The organism is Neobacillus niacini (assembly GCF_023715785.1).
GTDB lineage: Bacteria > Bacillota > Bacilli > Bacillales > Cytobacillaceae > Neobacillus > Neobacillus niacini_E.
This window is the reverse complement of the sequence record NZ_JAMBOX010000002.1, coordinates 79,582-95,498: the sequence shown is the minus strand read 5'-3', so window position 1 is coordinate 95,498 and position 15,917 is coordinate 79,582. Positions and strand designations below refer to the sequence as shown.

15 protein-coding genes and 1 riboswitch are annotated in these 15,917 nt (G+C 43.7%); of the genes, 2 read left to right on the top strand and 13 right to left on the bottom strand.

Features of this window, described 5'->3' with window-relative positions:
• Positions 1 to 9: 9 nt before the first annotated feature.
• Positions 10 to 1,221: a Ger(x)C family spore germination protein gene (locus M3234_RS05040; RefSeq protein ID WP_262303659.1), complete on the bottom strand. Its 1,212-nt coding sequence runs from the start codon at positions 1,219 to 1,221 to the stop codon at positions 10 to 12.
• Positions 1,218 to 2,807: a spore germination protein gene (locus M3234_RS05035; protein WP_262303658.1), complete on the bottom strand. Its 1,590-nt coding sequence runs from the start codon at positions 2,805 to 2,807 to the stop codon at positions 1,218 to 1,220. Before M3234_RS05035 ends, M3234_RS05040 begins: the two co-directional genes overlap by 4 nt.
• 151 nt (positions 2,808 to 2,958) lie before the next feature.
• On the opposite strand from M3234_RS05035, the gene M3234_RS05030 reads away from it, so the two are divergent.
• Positions 2,959 to 3,210 carry a YczF family membrane protein gene (locus tag M3234_RS05030; RefSeq protein WP_262303657.1) on the top strand — a complete coding sequence of 84 codons (252 nt, stop codon included), beginning with the start codon at positions 2,959 to 2,961 and terminating at the stop codon, positions 3,208 to 3,210.
• 19 nt (positions 3,211 to 3,229) lie between these two features.
• Here M3234_RS05030 and M3234_RS05025 read toward each other — a convergent pair whose 3' ends face one another.
• Both M3234_RS05025 and M3234_RS05020 read right to left on the bottom strand, forming a co-directional pair.
• Positions 3,230 to 3,409, bottom strand: a complete 180-nt coding sequence (locus tag M3234_RS05025) for a hypothetical protein (protein ID WP_262303656.1) — start codon at positions 3,407 to 3,409, stop codon at positions 3,230 to 3,232.
• A 153-nt stretch (positions 3,410 to 3,562) separates the two neighbouring features.
• Positions 3,563 to 3,829, bottom strand: coding sequence for a phage holin (locus M3234_RS05020; RefSeq protein WP_262303655.1), 267 nt, complete (start codon positions 3,827 to 3,829; stop codon positions 3,563 to 3,565).
• Between the two features lie 208 nt (positions 3,830 to 4,037).
• Between M3234_RS05020 and M3234_RS05015 the strand changes: the two genes are divergently transcribed.
• Positions 4,038 to 6,140: a transglycosylase domain-containing protein gene (locus M3234_RS05015; RefSeq protein ID WP_262303654.1), complete on the top strand. Its 2,103-nt coding sequence runs from the start codon at positions 4,038 to 4,040 to the stop codon at positions 6,138 to 6,140.
• Positions 6,141 to 6,158: 18 nt separating this feature from the next.
• Here the strand turns inward: M3234_RS05015 and M3234_RS05010 are convergent, their stop codons facing one another.
• The 9 genes from M3234_RS05010 to ribD form a co-directional block, all read right to left on the bottom strand.
• The gene (locus M3234_RS05010) at positions 6,159 to 6,851 is read right to left on the bottom strand and encodes an ECF transporter S component (protein WP_262303653.1); all 693 of its coding nucleotides are present in this window, start codon (positions 6,849 to 6,851) and stop codon (positions 6,159 to 6,161) included.
• Entirely contained in the window at positions 6,830 to 8,467 is a 1,638-nt protein-coding gene (locus M3234_RS05005) for an ABC transporter ATP-binding protein (RefSeq protein ID WP_262303652.1), read from the bottom strand. The genes M3234_RS05010 and M3234_RS05005 overlap by 22 nt, the downstream gene beginning before the upstream one ends.
• Positions 8,449 to 9,327 carry an energy-coupling factor transporter transmembrane component T gene (locus M3234_RS05000; RefSeq protein WP_262303651.1) on the bottom strand — a complete coding sequence of 293 codons (879 nt, stop codon included), beginning with the start codon at positions 9,325 to 9,327 and terminating at the stop codon, positions 8,449 to 8,451. The genes M3234_RS05005 and M3234_RS05000 overlap by 19 nt, the downstream gene beginning before the upstream one ends.
• 18 nt (positions 9,328 to 9,345) lie before the next feature.
• Positions 9,346 to 10,101 carry a DUF4430 domain-containing protein gene (locus M3234_RS04995; RefSeq protein WP_262303650.1) on the bottom strand — a complete coding sequence of 252 codons (756 nt, stop codon included), beginning with the start codon at positions 10,099 to 10,101 and terminating at the stop codon, positions 9,346 to 9,348.
• Positions 10,102 to 10,157: 56 nt separating this feature from the next.
• Entirely contained in the window at positions 10,158 to 11,999 is a 1,842-nt protein-coding gene (locus M3234_RS04990) for a DUF4430 domain-containing protein (protein WP_262303649.1), read from the bottom strand.
• A gap of 131 nt (positions 12,000 to 12,130) precedes the next feature.
• Positions 12,131 to 12,319: riboswitch (cobalamin riboswitch) on the bottom strand.
• A gap of 113 nt (positions 12,320 to 12,432) precedes the next feature.
• Positions 12,433 to 12,903, bottom strand: a complete 471-nt coding sequence (gene ribH / locus M3234_RS04985; RefSeq protein ID WP_262303648.1) for a 6,7-dimethyl-8-ribityllumazine synthase — start codon at positions 12,901 to 12,903, stop codon at positions 12,433 to 12,435.
• A gap of 20 nt (positions 12,904 to 12,923) precedes the next feature.
• Entirely contained in the window at positions 12,924 to 14,117 is a 1,194-nt protein-coding gene (locus M3234_RS04980) for a bifunctional 3,4-dihydroxy-2-butanone-4-phosphate synthase/GTP cyclohydrolase II (RefSeq protein WP_262303647.1), read from the bottom strand.
• A 24-nt stretch (positions 14,118 to 14,141) separates the two neighbouring features.
• The gene (gene ribE, locus M3234_RS04975) at positions 14,142 to 14,798 is read right to left on the bottom strand and encodes a riboflavin synthase (protein WP_262303646.1); all 657 of its coding nucleotides are present in this window, start codon (positions 14,796 to 14,798) and stop codon (positions 14,142 to 14,144) included.
• A 10-nt stretch (positions 14,799 to 14,808) separates the two neighbouring features.
• On the bottom strand, positions 14,809 to 15,891 hold the full coding sequence (ribD, locus tag M3234_RS04970) for a bifunctional diaminohydroxyphosphoribosylaminopyrimidine deaminase/5-amino-6-(5-phosphoribosylamino)uracil reductase RibD (protein WP_262304116.1): 1,083 nt from the start codon (positions 15,889 to 15,891) through the stop codon (positions 14,809 to 14,811).
• Positions 15,892 to 15,917 lie beyond the last annotated feature (26 nt).

Genomic DNA, 15,917 nt, shown 5'->3' with positions numbered 1-15,917 from the left:
CCCCACTTGTTATTTGTCCAAATTCATAAAGAATGGATTATTTCGAAGTCCAGTCTCTCTGAAATAGGTGCTGACGTTTATTTCAAAATCCATTTCCGCAAAGTGGCTATTCCAATCTTTCTTCATTTTTTTCCAATTTTCAGGGTTGTTTCGATGCAGTCTTTCACCGATCCCGAATATATCAGCCTTTAGTTTCTGAGCTTCCCGAATCGACGATTCAATGCTTTGCTTGATTTGTTTGGCGACCGCTTTCTCGAGCACTTCCGTGTTAAGTGGGTCGGTAATGTCAAAATTGGTATTAATTTCACTAAGCTTAAAGATGGTTTTTACGTTAACAGTTGCAACAGGCTTGCCATTCTTTAGTGATACCGAAATGGATGTATCCGCTAAATAGGGTGCAACACTTACAGCATCTTTCTTTCCATTCAAGCTGAAATCGACATACGTACCTATCATTTTATTCAACATCCAAAGCGCACCACGAGCTTTTTCATTATTCAGCCAGCCTGCCAATTTTCCATTTTTAATTACCGCCAGCCCATCTGCGGTTACCATGGTTGGAGGTCTGGTTTTATTAATATTTTCCTGGGATATCCCTTTATTTGCCTCCCCTTGAATGAAAAAACCGCTGATCACAGGTTCTTTCCCTGGGCTGACAATCCCCGAAAGGACGTCATCGATGTTTATTTTAAAGTTTTCGCCTAGTCTTTGCTGTGTGGCTTCGAGTGTTTTCGTAAATTTAAGGACAGGAAGCTTATCCAAATTTGTAAGGACTGAATTCATTTCCTCCGCTCTGGCATTCTTCGCTATAACCATGTTAGTAGTTGTCCGTAGTTCGGGGTCCCGATCTAAGGCATCCATGATATCCAGTATCCCTTCTTTGGCAAGCTCTTCGCCAATGATCAGGATATTCGTATGCGCAAAGTAAAGGACTCGAGGAATCATTTTTTTAGCCCTTCTGCTGGCTTCCGTCAAGGTATTTCCTGAACTTTTATAGACAACAACAGGAGGCCCTTTACCCCCACCCGAACTTTGGGCGGAACCAACATTGGATGGGACCACGACTTGAAACGTAACATCATACTTGTCTCCGTTTTTTCCTTTATCGATTCCTATCGCCAGCACAAAGGCCAATTCTGTCAATTCCATCTGATTCCAGCAGCCTGCTAGCACAGGAGTGATCATTAAAGTGAGCAGTGCCGCTGCAATCCTTTTTTTCATGATGAATCCCCCTTTGGCGGTTCAGGCTTCTGGTTCGTCCCGGTTCTTAACCGGTTGTCTTTGCTCATAAACTTCGGCCGTTTCTTCATTGCCCATACAGGAAAGCGAATAAATACATCCTGCTGACCATCCCAATTGAATGGAGCTAATGGCATCATGTATGGGACACCAAATGACCGCAAAGAACACAAATGGATCGTTAGTATCATTAAGCCGATCATAATTCCGAAAAAGCCGATAAAGGCTGACAAAATCATCAGGGCAAAGCGAAGCAGTCTGGCCGATATGGCCATGGCAAAAACCGGGGTTGAAAAATTGGCTATCGCGGTAATCGATACGACAATGACCATGACAGGGGAAACAATGCTCGCCTCAACAGCTGCCTGTCCAATGACTAATGCACCTACAATCGAAACCGCTTGTCCAACAGCTCTCGGGAGACGAAGACCGGCTTCCCGCAATATTTCAAAGACGATCTCCATCATCAACGCCTCAACAAATGCCGGAAAAGGCACATTTTCCCTTTGCGCAGCAATGGCGATTGCAAGGGTAGTCGGAATCATCTCCTGGTGAAAGGTAGTGGCTGCAATGTATAGGGATGGTCCAATCAATGCAATCAAAAAAGCCAAAATCCTTAATAACCTGATGCTTGTAGAAAGGTCAAACCGGGAATAATAATCATCAGGTGCCTGAAAAAATTGAACAAATATGGCCGGCACACTCAAAACAAACGGGCTCCCGTCCACAACGATTGCTACCCGCCCCTCGAGAAGTTGAGAAGAAATGACATCCGGTCTTTCAGAATGAAAGGTTGTCGGAAACGACGTCCACGTTTGATCTTCAATTAATTGTTCCAAATAGCCTGAATCCATAATGGAATCGATCTTAATCCGAGTGATCCGTTCTCTGACCTCTTTGACAATTTTATCGTTGGCGATGCCCTTAATATAAAGAATAGCCACATCTGTCCCGGTTACGGTGCCAATCTTCATCGGTTCAACCTGTAAGTTAGGACTTTTAATCCGCCTCCGGATTAAAGCGGTATTAGTCCTTAACGTCTCTGTAAAGGAATCTTTTGGGCCGCGAATGGATAACTGCTGGGTCGGCTCTGAAATCGCGCGTTTGTCACCGCCCCTTGTCTCACAACTAATCGCTTTATTATACCCATTTAAAAATATCACCGTACACCCAGATAACAATGAATCATAAAGGTCATTCCAATTTTTGATAGTTTTTACAGAACCAAAGGCTACGGTATTGTCCAACAAAAATTGAAATAAATCAAAATCCGGATTGTCATCAGGTAATTCCGCACTCATGATAGATTCAATCAGAAAATCACTAATCCCCTTCCCATCAACTAGTCCGTCAATAAAGACAAGGGCCCCGGGGTATGGACCGATTTTCAGTTCCCTAATGATCAAATCGGAACTATTTCCCATTTCTTCTTTGATTCTGCTGATATTATCCTTATAATCCCGACAAATCACCAATTCTTTTGGTGCAGACGGATCCAGCTTTTGGCGAAGATTATCATTTTGTTTTGATTTTTGTTTTTTATTAAATAAGTTGGATAGTTTCGCCACACAAATTCAGCCCCGTTTATTCACTTGCTTTAATTATGGTTATGTTATCCAAAAAGACTTGTTTTATCCATGGAACTGGATATGTCGATTAACCAGGGGACTGCATAATAAAGGAAGGAAATGAAACAATATAGAAAAGTGGATTAAAAGGGTGGAAGCAGTGAAAACAATACTAGTTTTTTTTATATTAACTTCAGCCACATTATCACTCATCATTTTGATGGATTTAGCACTGCGTTTTCCACTATCAGATCTCCTATGGAAAGAACTAAAACCTTTTAAAGTAACAGAGGTAACGAACTATGTCATTTTAGGAGTGGTTATTAGTTATTATGTGATTAAGTCTGTGATTAAATTTGTTCAAAGAATGAGGAAAAAAGCAAATGAAAACTCGCCGTCGTAGATGAAGGCGAGTCTTGTTTTTACAGCCGTATATCTTCCTCGTTCTTCGATTTCCAAGTTCTAATCCAGCGCATAATTCTCTCACGCAATTTACTGTCCGTACGCACCTTTTTACCAAATAGATAACGATTCAAGATATAATAGATTACTTCCTCAAACACAACTAATATCACAAAAAATGCCGCAATCCAGTACCACATTTTATAAAACCTCTTTTCCAAAAGGATATTTCATCCTATTCTAAAAATTGGTGAGGAATTCCGACATTCTGCTGCTCTATAATTTTATTTTATCAAACTTCTTAGTATCGAACATGTGAAAAGCCAGTTCCTGTTGGAACTGACTTTATAAGTCTAATTCGGTTCTTTGTATTGCAATGCCCGTCGGCTATCACCATATCCTCGGGTCGTAGGATCCTGAACAATTCCGAGCATTGACAACAGGACAAAGACTGCATTGGCAAGGGTAATCACCCAATCCTCTAACGCTTCCGAAATTTGAAAGTCAGTTATTCCTAAAGAATTCAACCCGGCCAAGACAATTTGCGCAACGATAAACATCTGCGAAATAAAGGCAATCACCCAGTTACGGTTACGAAAGCGAACCTTCCAGTTGATCAATCGTCCCATCCCCTTCCTAAAATGCTAATCTACCTTTCTATTAACATATGCTTGTAAGGGAAATGGTTGTCCACGATTATCATGGGTTCTCAAATTTTACTTTTCCCAATAATCCGTAAATGGTCACAAAAAGGCTTTTGTTGGTCTTTTTTGATAAGAATCTTTATAATATAAAAAACAAAAATCCTTTAAAGGTTAGGAGATCACTATGGACAAGCTGCGCCCATTTTGGGAAATGATCGTCCGTTTCTGGAAAAGAAGACATCTTACACAAATTCTGTTATTAATGGGATTGGTCGTTGTGTTATCAACGATTTCATACTTTGGCTGGCTCGCCTCAAGGGCAAATGTTCAATCACTGAAGGAAGGCTTAAGCCAGCCTACCATCATTTATGATCATACTGAAAAGGTAGCGACGAATGTTGCCACCAATCGAACAAAGGGCGTCAAAATTGAAGAGCTGCCAAAACATGTACCTAATGCTGTCGTCGCTATTGAAGATGAGCGGTTTTATGAGCATAATGGCTTTGATATCAAAGGGATTGCCCGTGCCTTCTTCAGCAATTTATTTGCTGGCCGGATTACAGGCGGCGGAAGTACATTGACACAGCAACTCACCAAAAACGCTTTATTATCACCCGAACAAACCTATAAGCGAAAAGCGGAAGAATTATTTTTAGCTGTTAAAATTGAAAAAGTATATAAAAAAGATGAAATTCTGCAAATGTATCTGAATCAGGTTTTCTTCGGAAACAGTGCCTGGGGCATTGGGAACGCCTCAAAAAAATATTTTAATAAAGATATTAAAGATGTTTCCATTAGTGAGGCTGCGATGCTGGCTGGTCTGTTGCAGTCGCCGAATTATTACAATCCTTACCGACATTACGATAAAGCGATCGAGCGCAGGAATGTCGTACTCGGGAAAATGAAGGAACTCGGGATGATTTCCAAGGAGGAATACGCACAGGCAAAAAAAGAAAAAATCCGGCTGTATGATGGTGGCGGTTCCTTCGTGGAACGAATCTACCCTTATTATGTCGATGCCGTACTGAATGAAGCCATCTCCAGGTACGGGCTGACTCAGGAGGAAATATTAACAAGGGGTTACCGTATTTATACCGAACTTGACCAAAACCTCCAAACAGGACTGGAGAAAGTTTATGCCAATAAATCATTATTCCCAAGGGGCAAAGGCGAAAAGATTGTTCAAAGCGGCTCAGTATTATTGGACCCTGCTTCAGGCGGTGTCCGAGCCCTTGTTGGCGGCCGCGGCGAGCAGGTATTCCGGGGTTTTAACCGGGCGACACAACTGAGAGCTCAGCCTGGTTCAACGATTAAGCCGTTAGCCGTCTATACCCCTGCACTTGAGGAAGGGTACACTTATGATTCAGAACTTGTCGATGAACCTGTTTCATTTGGAAACTATAAACCGGAAAATTTCTCAAAAACCTTCCAAGGTCGAGTACCACTGTATAAGGCCTTGGAGGATTCATTAAATGTTCCGGCGGTTTGGCTGTTGGATCAGATTGGCTTGAACAAAGGACTGGATTCGTTAAAACGCTTTGGGATTCCTTTGGAAAAAGGGGATGAACACCTTGCCATAGCACTAGGGGGCATGAGCAAAGGGGTCTCACCGCTGCAAATGGCCAATGCGTTTTCCGCCTTTCCAAATGGCGGCAAACGGCAGGACAGTCATTTGATTACAAAAATTGTCGGTCCGACTGGAAATATCATTGCCGAGCACGAAGCGAAAACGACTAAAGTAACGTCGGAGAAGGTTGCGGACGAGATTACTTCCATGTTACTAAACGTAGTAGAAACAGGTACGGGGCAAAAAGCTCATATTCCAGGGGTTCAGCTTGCAGGAAAAACGGGCTCCACCCAGCTTCCCTTTAATGATGTTAACGGCACTAAAGATCAATGGATGGTCGGTTATACCCCTAATCTTGTCGGAGCCATCTGGCTGGGCTATGACCAAACCGATCGTGAGCACTATCTTCCAAGCTCAAGCTCCTCGAATGTCGTGCCGATTTTTAAAGAAATCATGCGGTCATCGGTGCAATATCTGCCAGAAGCATCCTTTGCTGTCGTATCTGTGAATGCCCGTCTTGCGGGCGAAGCCAACCCGGGCAGGGGAATCCAGGACCAGGCGAAGGAAATAGGAAAAGAACTGAACGAAAATGCCAAGAAGATTGGGGAAACCATTAAAGAGCGTGCACCTGAGTGGAAAGAGAAGCTGAATAAAGTAATCTATAACATTGGTGAGTCAGTGGATTCGGTTATTGAAAGACTGCGGAACCTGAAAGAATGAGGCTGTCATGCGACAGCCTCATTCCAATAATCCATATTTCCGTTTAAACCTTGTTAAAATTTTTATCCAAATATCACCGAACAATAGCAAGAAGACGACATTGGAGACGGCATGCATCGTATCAAACAGGGTGCTGGCGCCAATATATACTAGGAATGCTTTAAGGTCTATTGGACCTCCCGACTGGACAAACCCAAGAAATCCCCAAATATTCATGATCCACCCGAATAGGAAGCCCCAAACGATTCCAAATCCGAGCCGGCCTAGCTTTGTGTTCATGATTGGCGTATTTTTCATAGCACCTGCGGTCATCCCAACCAGTCCCCATGAAACCATTTGCCACGGTGTCCAAGGGCCTTGGCCCATAATCATGTTTGAGGCTAGTGCTGCCACAGCACCAATGACAAATCCACTTTCCGCGCCAAAAACTAGCCCGGCTATCATAATTACAAATGTTGTCGGCTGCACACTTGGGATGCTTGCAAACGGAATTCGCCCAACCGCGGCAATCGCAGCCAATACCGCCAATAATACTAGTTCCTTCGGTTCAATTGTTCTGCCCTCAAACCGAACCAAAAAAAAGAGAATAGTGAGAAAAACAAGGCTGAAGCTCAACCAAAGATAAGAATCTTCAAACCAATAACTTATGATCAACAAGCCTGCAGCAAGCAACAAAAAGATAGCCGGAGTCAGGATATGGTTGAAACGCATGAATGAGCGGCCTCCTCAAGAGTAAGCGGCATCATAGCCTGCCCACGGAAAATTCGCTGAATCATCGTCGTATAGAAAAAATTACCATTGAAAAACCTCTCCGGGTTGTCCTCAGAAGTGATTTTCCCTTGGAACATCATTCCGCATTTCGTCGCATGTTGCGCGGCAAACTCCACATCATGGGTTGACATGAGAATTGATACCCCATTTGACTTCACTGAAAGAAGAATATTCGCCAGATTTTTTTTCGAAATGGGATCCAGCCCTTTTGTCGGCTCATCCAGCAACAGCACTTTTGGTTTGCGGAGCAGGACGCAGGCCAGTGCCGCCTTCTGGATTTCTCCCCCGCTTAAGTCGTAAGGGTGGTTTGTTTTTAAATGGACAATTCCCAATTCCTCCAATAGAGCTTCGGTTTCCGTCCAATCGGTCAATCCAAATTGTTCCATGGTAGCGTGAAGTTCTCTTTCGACTGTATCTTGCAGAAAAAACAGCTTGGGATTTTGCGGGAGATACCCAATATATTTTGTAAAATCATTGTTTTTGTATGATTTAATCGGTTTGTCATCAATCCAGATTTTTCCTTGCTCCGACTTTACCAGACCGGCCAATGCTTTTATAAGGGTGGATTTCCCGGAACCGTTTCCGCCCAGCAATGCATAAAATTCTCCTTTATTTAATGCAAAATCAAGCTCATCCAACACAAATTCACGACTTTTTTCATAACGAAATGATAGCCCTTTCGTCTTTATAACGTTTTTACTTTGCTGTTGTTGCTTTTCTGTTTCTGTCGCTAAAAAGGTAGGCTTAATTGTCGCAATCCAATTCCGCCCTTCCTTTACGGTCAGGGGCAGCAAACCTTTTTCATGCATTTTTAAAAATAACGAGGGAATACCGGGGACATAAGCCCGATTCTTAGAATTCCAAATTTGTGGAAGTACCTGTCTCGGTTCTCCGGCAATCAGGACCTCCCCTTTTTCCATCATAATAATGGTGTCCGCTAACGTGAACACCTCTTCAAGCCGATGTTCTGCCAGAACAATCGTCATTCCAAATTCCTCATTCAAGCGCTTTAGCATATCCAATAATTCGCGGGTGCTTACAGGGTCCAATTGAGAGGTTGGCTCGTCAAGCAGCAAGATATTTGGCTGCATTAACAGGGCGGATGCAAGATTGATTTGCTGTTTTTTGCCGCCTGAAAGCTCATGGGATTTGCGCCGGAGAAGGTCATCAGCCCCGAAGAAATGAACCATTTCGGCCACCCGGTTTCTCATTTCATTTGTAGTCAGCCCAATATTTTCAAGTCCAAATACCAATTCATGCAGCACATCGTCTGCGACAATTTGATTCTCAGGGTCTTGAAAAACAAAGCCAATCTCCTGAGATAAACCGGAAGAATCTTGAATCGGGCTCCCGTTTATCACTATGTTTCCTGTTAATGTCCCATGCGGGCGGATTTCGTTTTTTAATAGTTTCAACAGGGTGCTTTTTCCGGAACCGGATGCACCGAATAAAACCACAAATTGCCCTTTTTCAATACGTAAAGAAAGATTCGTTATCGCCGGTTGTAAACTGTCCGGATAGGTAAATGTAACATCAGTTAATTCGATAAGTGCCATCGGAATGCTTCACCTGCTTCAACATAAATCGGAAAGCTCAAATACAATATATAACAAATGAGTACGGCCGTATCCCAAGTTGCTAATCTCCAGTCTTCCATCATCGGATAGATGGTTAAAACTCCGTAACCAAGACTTCTGCCGTAAATGATGATGGATAAAAGTAACGTCAATATCACAATAGCGATGGAATCTTTGCTACGAATCCGAAAAAATTCGTAAGAAGTCCGCGGTCCAGTGCCATAGCCTCTTGCCTTCATCGAATCGGCAGTTTGAATCGCTTCCTCCAAAGAATAGGTTAATAATGCCTGCACATAAGAAAATGCTGTCTTTACTCGTGTCCGCCAGTTTCCATTGGTCACCATAATCCCTTTGCTCTTTTGAACAAGCGAGATCTCCTCCATCCGCCTGCTCATTAACGGGATGAATCGTAATGTCAGCATTAACAATACCGCAAATTGCGGCAGAAATTTGGAAAATAGAAACAATACCTTATTTGGAGTCATAATGACATTATAAGATATGAAAACGGCGATAATGCCTATTATGGAGAAGGCATTCATTCCGCCGTACAGGACAGCTTCTAATGTAATCCGATGGTCACCGGCCATAAACAATAAATGCCGGCCCCTTTCATTAAACAGCGGATTTAAAACAACCATCAAGACAAATGTAACAAGAAGGAGATATTTCCACTTTCTTAATCCTGCCAACCGATCATGGATGATATTGATGCCTATGATAAGGAATACAGAAATTACCTGGAAAACCGGATGCAGCATCAGAATAAGCAGCATCACGGACCCGGCATAAAAAAGGAAGGAAACAAGCGGATGGAATCGTGCAAATCTTGTTCCCATCACTTGCTTCCCCCTTTACTATTTCGTATAAATGCCTTCAATCCGATCACCATCTTTGACTGTCGTGACACCAACACTTTTAGTCAGGCTTGCGCCGTTTTGTTTGAACACCCAGCCGCTTGTTGGACCTTCGTCAAATTCAAAGTAGCTAAAATCGTTGCCTTCGATTCCTTCAATATAAGCGGTTGCTCCGCTTCCTCTTGAAGCTACCTCAATGCCATATTGTTCTCGTAATCCCTTTAATATATTAAAAATAGTTTCACCTTCAGAAATTTTAACCTTTGTGGCTGAAAGAATAACATGGTTATCCGGTCCAACAATTGACAAAGTCACCGTTGTTTCTGGTTTTTGACTCTCAGCTGCAGAAGGCGCTGCTGGATTACTAGTAGCTGGTGCTGAAGGTGCAGGTTGGGCCGCTGTATTCGTACTTGCTTTTTGTGTCTGATTTGTCTTTTTCTCGGCGGTAGTTGTGGCTGCACTTTTAGAAGACGAACCGGTATTACTGGATTGGTTTGATGATTGGGTTTTGGAATCATCTTTATCCTGGACAATTGCCTGGTCTGTGTTTTGTTCAGTCGTCTTAGTGGAGGCTGTATCGGCCGATTTCTCCTCTACTGCTGACGAATCCGCCACAGAATTGTTTGTTTCTTCGTGCTTGGCTGTCGTTTCAGGTTTTGATTCCTTCTTCTCTTTGGAAGAATCAGTAGAACCACAGGCAGTTAAACCAAAGGCCAGAACAATGATGGACAGTAAGGCAAGAAATTTAATACGCATGATATGGACCTCCTTGAGAGACCCCTCCTCTTAAATAAGGAAGGGCCAAACATTTCTTACGCCTTGCTCTTCTTTTGTTTCAAATAATATAGGGTACCCAATAACATAAGTAGGATGCCTATTGCCAGCAAATTGTATATATTGGTAGCAGTATTCGGAAGTTTGTTGCTGGCTGTTTTATTTTCTTTGCTAGTTGTTTGGTCAGTTTGCTGATCAACTTTAGGCTGTTCGGTAGTTGGAACTTCCGATTTTGGCTGTTCAGTAGTAGTTGGCGTTTCTGGTTTTGGCTGCTCAGTTCCAGGATTTTGCTCACTGCCAGGGTTTTGCTCGGTACTGATTAAATTATACAAAGAACCTTTTCCCTGTGAAAAAAGCTGATAGGCAGCCAATGCCTGCAGGCTTTGGGTGGTAGCCATCTGATTGCTTGGGCCCCCGATTTTGTTGAAGGCAAAACCACCGTCACTATTTTGGAACGATAACAAATATTGGAGTAAACTGCTTTCATCCTTGGTAAATGCAGAGCCATTCGCATCAAGTCCAAGTCCTGATAGTGCAACAACCACCTGGGCGGCTGTGTTACTGCTATTAAATTTTGAATTTTGGTATTGCAATTCCAAATATTGAACTGCCTTAAGAATTTTTTCTTTTACACCTGCTTGCTCCTTATAGGGAGCAAGTGCTGACAGTGCCATGGCTGTATAATCGATATCACTTGAAACTTTTGACCAGCCCCAGCCACCATCATCATTTTGTTGTTCAAGGATATAGTTCATCAGCTTTTCTCTGGTCCATAAAGCTGTTTCAGGCACTTCGAAATTGCCGCTGTCCAAGGCAATTAATGCATATAAAACTCCATTTATTCCTTGCTTGGTTACGTCACCATTATAAATTTTTTCCACAAGGTTATAACCTTCAATATTGGTGGGATCACCGCCAGCTGCGACTATGCCGATAGAATAGCGCTCAGTATCGGTAATCAGCCTGAATTGACCTTGTTTGTCTTTCACAACAGACCTAACCGAATCGAGGTAGCCTGCAGGAATTGTTTTTCCTGCTTGTTTTAACCCAAGAACCTCCCACTCACCTACTGTGGAGTTAAGAACATATTGACTTACTTGATCTAACGCGGTTTCAAGCTCTTTTTTGGGAAAGGTTGCTGCAGGAGGGTTTGCTTCCTCTTTATCGCTATCTCCTGGTGCAGCTGTTAATGATGTCAACCGGAAGCTGATTTCGTCACCAGCTTTTAGCGTATAGCCTTCAGCACCTGTATCAGCTGCTACCCCATTGACAAAGAAGGCCCAGTAATTTTTCGCGGGATCAGCATTCACCCCTTGTAGCGTTTGGATCATTTTTCCCCATTTTGTTTCTTCAAACCCTACCTGATCTGGGCCAAGTATTGCTTGTAAAAGTTGAAAAGCATTCGGCGTTCCGAAAAATTCTGCAAATCCTGCTGGCTCAATAATATTCTTATCTTCAAGGTCGAGCACTTTTAATGTTACTGAACTTTCAATCGGCTTCGTCCAATCGGTATAACGAAAGAATATTTTGTCCCCGTTTTGGACCAGATAAGAGCCAGCACCTACCCCGCTTGAAATTCCGTTTACAGAAAAGTTCCAAAAGTATGTTTGTTCCGCTTCAAGTCCGTTAATCCCTGAAATATAACCCGAATGGGAATTAACTTTGTCTCCCCCAACTACCTGAATTAATAATTCTGTAGCTGTTATGTTTTCACTATACGAGACAGTTGTTTCAGGTACCAAAGGATTTTCCGGATCGGTTCCGATTACTGTAATCGTTGCTTGTTTCGTTTCGCTTGCCGCATGAACTGGTGTTTGAAATCCACTAGCAATAATGGAAAACACCAACAGCATGACCAACCACAAATTCTTGTTTCTCATGATCTGACTTCCTCTCCTTTTGTAAAATGGCATAAAAAAATCCTCCTATTTATCAAGGAGGAAGTGTTATGTATAGCAAGAAACAAACGAAATAAAGTTTCTGGCGTAACACTCCCCTATCCGCGTAGGTTTTCGGTGTTTTTAAACAGGCAGGTTTCCTGGCTCATGGTCATCGCTCCCTACGCCTTCCCATCTTACGACAGTGGCATGGTATAGGTTGCTCGCATTTACAGTGGCGGGACCGCGTTGGCTTTTAACCAACTTCCCTATTAAGCTAAAAGTCTAGCACCGACTTTAGCACCTGTTTTTTAAAAGATATTTTTTATGCTAAATCTATTATAGTCATAAACAATTTGCCTTGTATATGTTTTTGCATAATAAAAATTCGAGGAGCAGCTATTGACAGCCTACCCCTCCATCTAATGTGCCTTTTTTATTGGTCAAAGCCTCTGCACAAATTTGCCATCTCAATGGCCGTTGTCGCTGCCTCCCAGCCCTTATTACCGGCCTTTGTTCCAGCCCGCTCAATGGCCTGCTCGATGGAATCAGTTGTCAGGACACCAAAGGTAACAGGAATGCCGCTGTTTAATCCCACTGCCGCAACACCTTTTGCCGCTTCATTGCAAACATAATCAAAATGCGGAGTGGAACCGCGGATGACCGCTCCCAGTGTGATGACCGCATCATATTTTTTGCTATTTGCCATTTTTTGTGCAATTAGCGGAATTTCAAAAGCTCCCGGAACCCAGGCGACGTCAACATCGGCTTCACTTACTCCATGTCTTCGCAGTGCATCCTCGGCACCGCTCAATAATTTTCCAGTAATAAACTCATTAAAGCGCCCGACAACAATGCCGATTTTAAGACCTGTCCCTACCAAATTTCCTTCATAAATATGTCCCATGTTCGATTCCTCCAAATAATTTAATAATGTAAAAGGTGACCAAGCTTATCGTGTTTCGTACGTAAGTAACGTTCGTTTTCCGCTTTCATTTCCATTTGCAGCGGCACCCGCTCGACAACCTCGAGGTCATAGCCTTTCAAACCCTTGATTTTGCGCGGATTATTGGTTAACAGCATCATTTTTTTAATGCCAAGGTCCTTCAGGATTTGGGCACCGATGCCATATTCCCGCAAGTCGGCGCCAAAACCGAGTTTTTCGTTTGCTTCAACCGTATCGTAGCCCTGTTCTTGCAGTTTGTAGGCGCGCAATTTATTCAGCAGCCCAATACCACGGCCCTCCTGCCGCATATAGAGCAGCACACCATTGCCCGCCTGCTCGATTTGATTCAATGCTGCGTGCAGCTGCGGGCCGCAGTCACAGCGATAAGAGCCAAATACATCTCCGGTTAGGCATTCTGAATGGACACGAACCAAAATTGGCCGTTCTGGATCGATTTCCCCCTTCACTAGCGCAACATGCTCCTTGTCATCAACGAGATTCGAATATCCAAATGCCCTAAATTCGCCAAATTCTGTCGGCAGCTTAATTTCGACTTCACGCTTGACCAATTTATCCTTTTTGTTCCGATATTCAATTAAATCTTTAATGGTAATCATTTTGAGATTTAGTTTATCGGCAATTTTTCGCAGTTCGGGTACACGGGCCATCGTGCCATCCTCATTCATAATTTCGCAAATGACTCCCGCAGGCTTCGCCCCGCACAGCTTTGCCAAGTCGACTGCCGCTTCGGTATGTCCCGTTCTTCTTAAGACCCCGCCCTTTTTGGCTATCAGCGGAAAAATATGGCCCGGCCGTTTAAAGTCAGCCCCTTTGGCATCAGGGTCCAGCATGCTTAAAACGGTCGCCGATCGTTCGTATGCCGAAATCCCCGTTGTGGAAAATTCGTGGTCAATACTTACTGTAAAAGCTGTCCCATGCGGATCCGTATTTTTCGAGACCATCGGAATCAAGTCGAGTTTTTGCGCCAGTTCTTCCTCGATCGGAACACAGACAAGTCCCCGCCCATGGGTCACCATCAGGTTAATCACTTCCGGTACAGCTTTTTCAGCCAACGCCGCAAAATCCCCTTCGTTTTCTCTATCCTCGTCATCACACACGATTACAACTTTCCCTTGTTTTAACTCATCAAGGGCAGCCTCAATGGTATCAAACATGATCCATCACTCCTTTTTTTGAATTTAATAAAAGCCATTCTCCTCTAAAAAACTGGCGGTAATTCCGGATTTCGACTTCTGCGGGTTTCTTGATTGATTTTTCAAAAAATGGCCGACATATTTACCAATCATGTCACATTCCAGGTTAACAATGTCACCCGGACCCTTCTGCCCCAATACTGTTTCCGACAACGTATGGGGAATCAGTGACAATGTAAAATTGTCGTCCGAAACTCCGAATACAGTCAGGCTTGTCCCGTCTACGGCAATCGATCCCCTTAAAATCACGTATTGCAATAATTCAGGGGCAGCTTCTATCTCATAATACACAGCGTTCTCGTGTGATTCCTTCCTCTTGATAATTCCAGTGCCATCGATATGACCACTGACAAAATGACCGCCAAACCTGCCGCCGGCTGCCATCGCCCGCTCCAGATTGACTTTGGATCCACGGGTCAATGACTGTAAACTCGTGGCCTTAACGGTTTCCGGCATTACATCAACGGTGAAGCGATTACCTGTGAACGACGTCACTGTCAAGCACACCCCATTCACGGCAATGCTGTCACCGAGATGCACATCCTCCAGAATTTTCTTGGCTCCAATTGTTAAAACAAATGATGACCCCGTCCGCTGAATATTTGTGATTACACCAATTTCTTCAATAATTCCGGTAAACATACACCTTCTCCTAACTTGGTTCCGCTATAATTCTGATATCCGGGCCAATCATGCCCACTTGCTTTATCGTCAAATCGACGACCTCCGCAATGTTGGCAATCCCTTCGCCGCCAAAGGAAGTTGGAGCACCCTTCCCACCAATCAGTTTTGGAGCGATATAGGCTATAATTTGCTGGAAAGCTCTTTCTTTCAAAAAACTTCCATGCACTTCAGCGCCCCCTTCGACAAATAGGGTACTAATCCCTCGCTGGCCTAGCGCCTTCAACATCTCCTTGATAGAAATTTGTTTAGTGTCCATTTTTAATATGTGAATCCCTGATTTGCGAAATGCCGCCTCGCGGTTCGCATCCACGTCCGCTCCGGTGATGATCCAAGTAGGAGCTTGATTATCTGTTATCACATTTGCGTCAAGCGGTGTCCGTAATTTAGTATCGAGGATAATGCGGATCGGATTTCTTCCGCCGGCTGGCAGTCGCGTTGTTAACGACGGATTATCCTTAAGAACCGTATTAACTCCAACTAATATGGCATCATGACGATGGCGGAATTGATGGACATCGGCCCGCGCTGCTTCTCCGGTGATCCACATGCTCTCACCTGTAACCGTCGCAGTTTTCCCGTCCAAGCTTACGGCCGATTTCAAAGTGACGTAGGGTAGCCCGGTCCTGATGTTATAAAAAAAGACCTTGTTCAATTCCCTGGCTTCCTCTTGAAGTAATCCCACCTCCACTTCAATTCCGGCACGCTTCATCCGCTCGATTCCCTGCCCGCCCACTTGCGGGTTAGGGTCTGTCGTGGCTACGAAGACCTTTTTAATCCCCGTTTTGGTGACCAAATCCGAGCATGGCGGAGTCCTGCCAAAATGGCTGCATGGCTCAAGTGTGACATAAAGGGTTGCACCTTTTGCCTTATCACCGGCCATGTGAAGCGCATGTACCTCCGCATGAGGTTCGCCGGCTTTTAGATGGGCCCCCATCCCGATAATTTGATTGTCCTTTACAACGACTGCCCCGACTACAGGGTTGGGCGTGGTTTGTCCCAATGTTCCTCTGGCAAGGTTTAACGCCAAGTTCATGTAGTGTTTATCATCCATCATTAGTTCTCCTTTAAACGAAAAAA

Bases quoted from the DNA above. Each gene is read 5' to 3' on its own strand.
- M3234_RS04995 (WP_262303650.1), bottom strand. From the start codon at position 10,101: ATGCGTATTAAATTTCTTGCCTTACTGTCCATCATTGTTCTGGCCTTT.
- M3234_RS05015 (WP_262303654.1), top strand. From the start codon at position 4,038: ATGGACAAGCTGCGCCCATTTTGGGAAATGATCGTCCGTTTCTGGAAA.
- M3234_RS04990 (WP_262303649.1), bottom strand. From the start codon at position 11,999: ATGAGAAACAAGAATTTGTGGTTGGTCATGCTGTTGGTGTTTTCCATT.
- M3234_RS05040 (WP_262303659.1), bottom strand. From the start codon at position 1,221: ATGAAAAAAAGGATTGCAGCGGCACTGCTCACTTTAATGATCACTCCT.
- M3234_RS05010 (WP_262303653.1), bottom strand. From the start codon at position 6,851: ATGCGTTTCAACCATATCCTGACTCCGGCTATCTTTTTGTTGCTTGCT.
- ribE (WP_262303646.1), bottom strand. From the start codon at position 14,798: ATGTTTACCGGAATTATTGAAGAAATTGGTGTAATCACAAATATTCAG.
- ribH (WP_262303648.1), bottom strand. From the start codon at position 12,903: ATGGGACATATTTATGAAGGAAATTTGGTAGGGACAGGTCTTAAAATC.
- M3234_RS04980 (WP_262303647.1), bottom strand. From the start codon at position 14,117: ATGTTTGATACCATTGAGGCTGCCCTTGATGAGTTAAAACAAGGGAAA.
- M3234_RS05000 (WP_262303651.1), bottom strand. From the start codon at position 9,327: ATGGGAACAAGATTTGCACGATTCCATCCGCTTGTTTCCTTCCTTTTT.
- M3234_RS05025 (WP_262303656.1), bottom strand. From the start codon at position 3,409: ATGTGGTACTGGATTGCGGCATTTTTTGTGATATTAGTTGTGTTTGAG.
- M3234_RS05005 (WP_262303652.1), bottom strand. From the start codon at position 8,467: ATGGCACTTATCGAATTAACTGATGTTACATTTACCTATCCGGACAGT.
- ribD (WP_262304116.1), bottom strand. From the start codon at position 15,891: ATGGATGATAAACACTACATGAACTTGGCGTTAAACCTTGCCAGAGGA.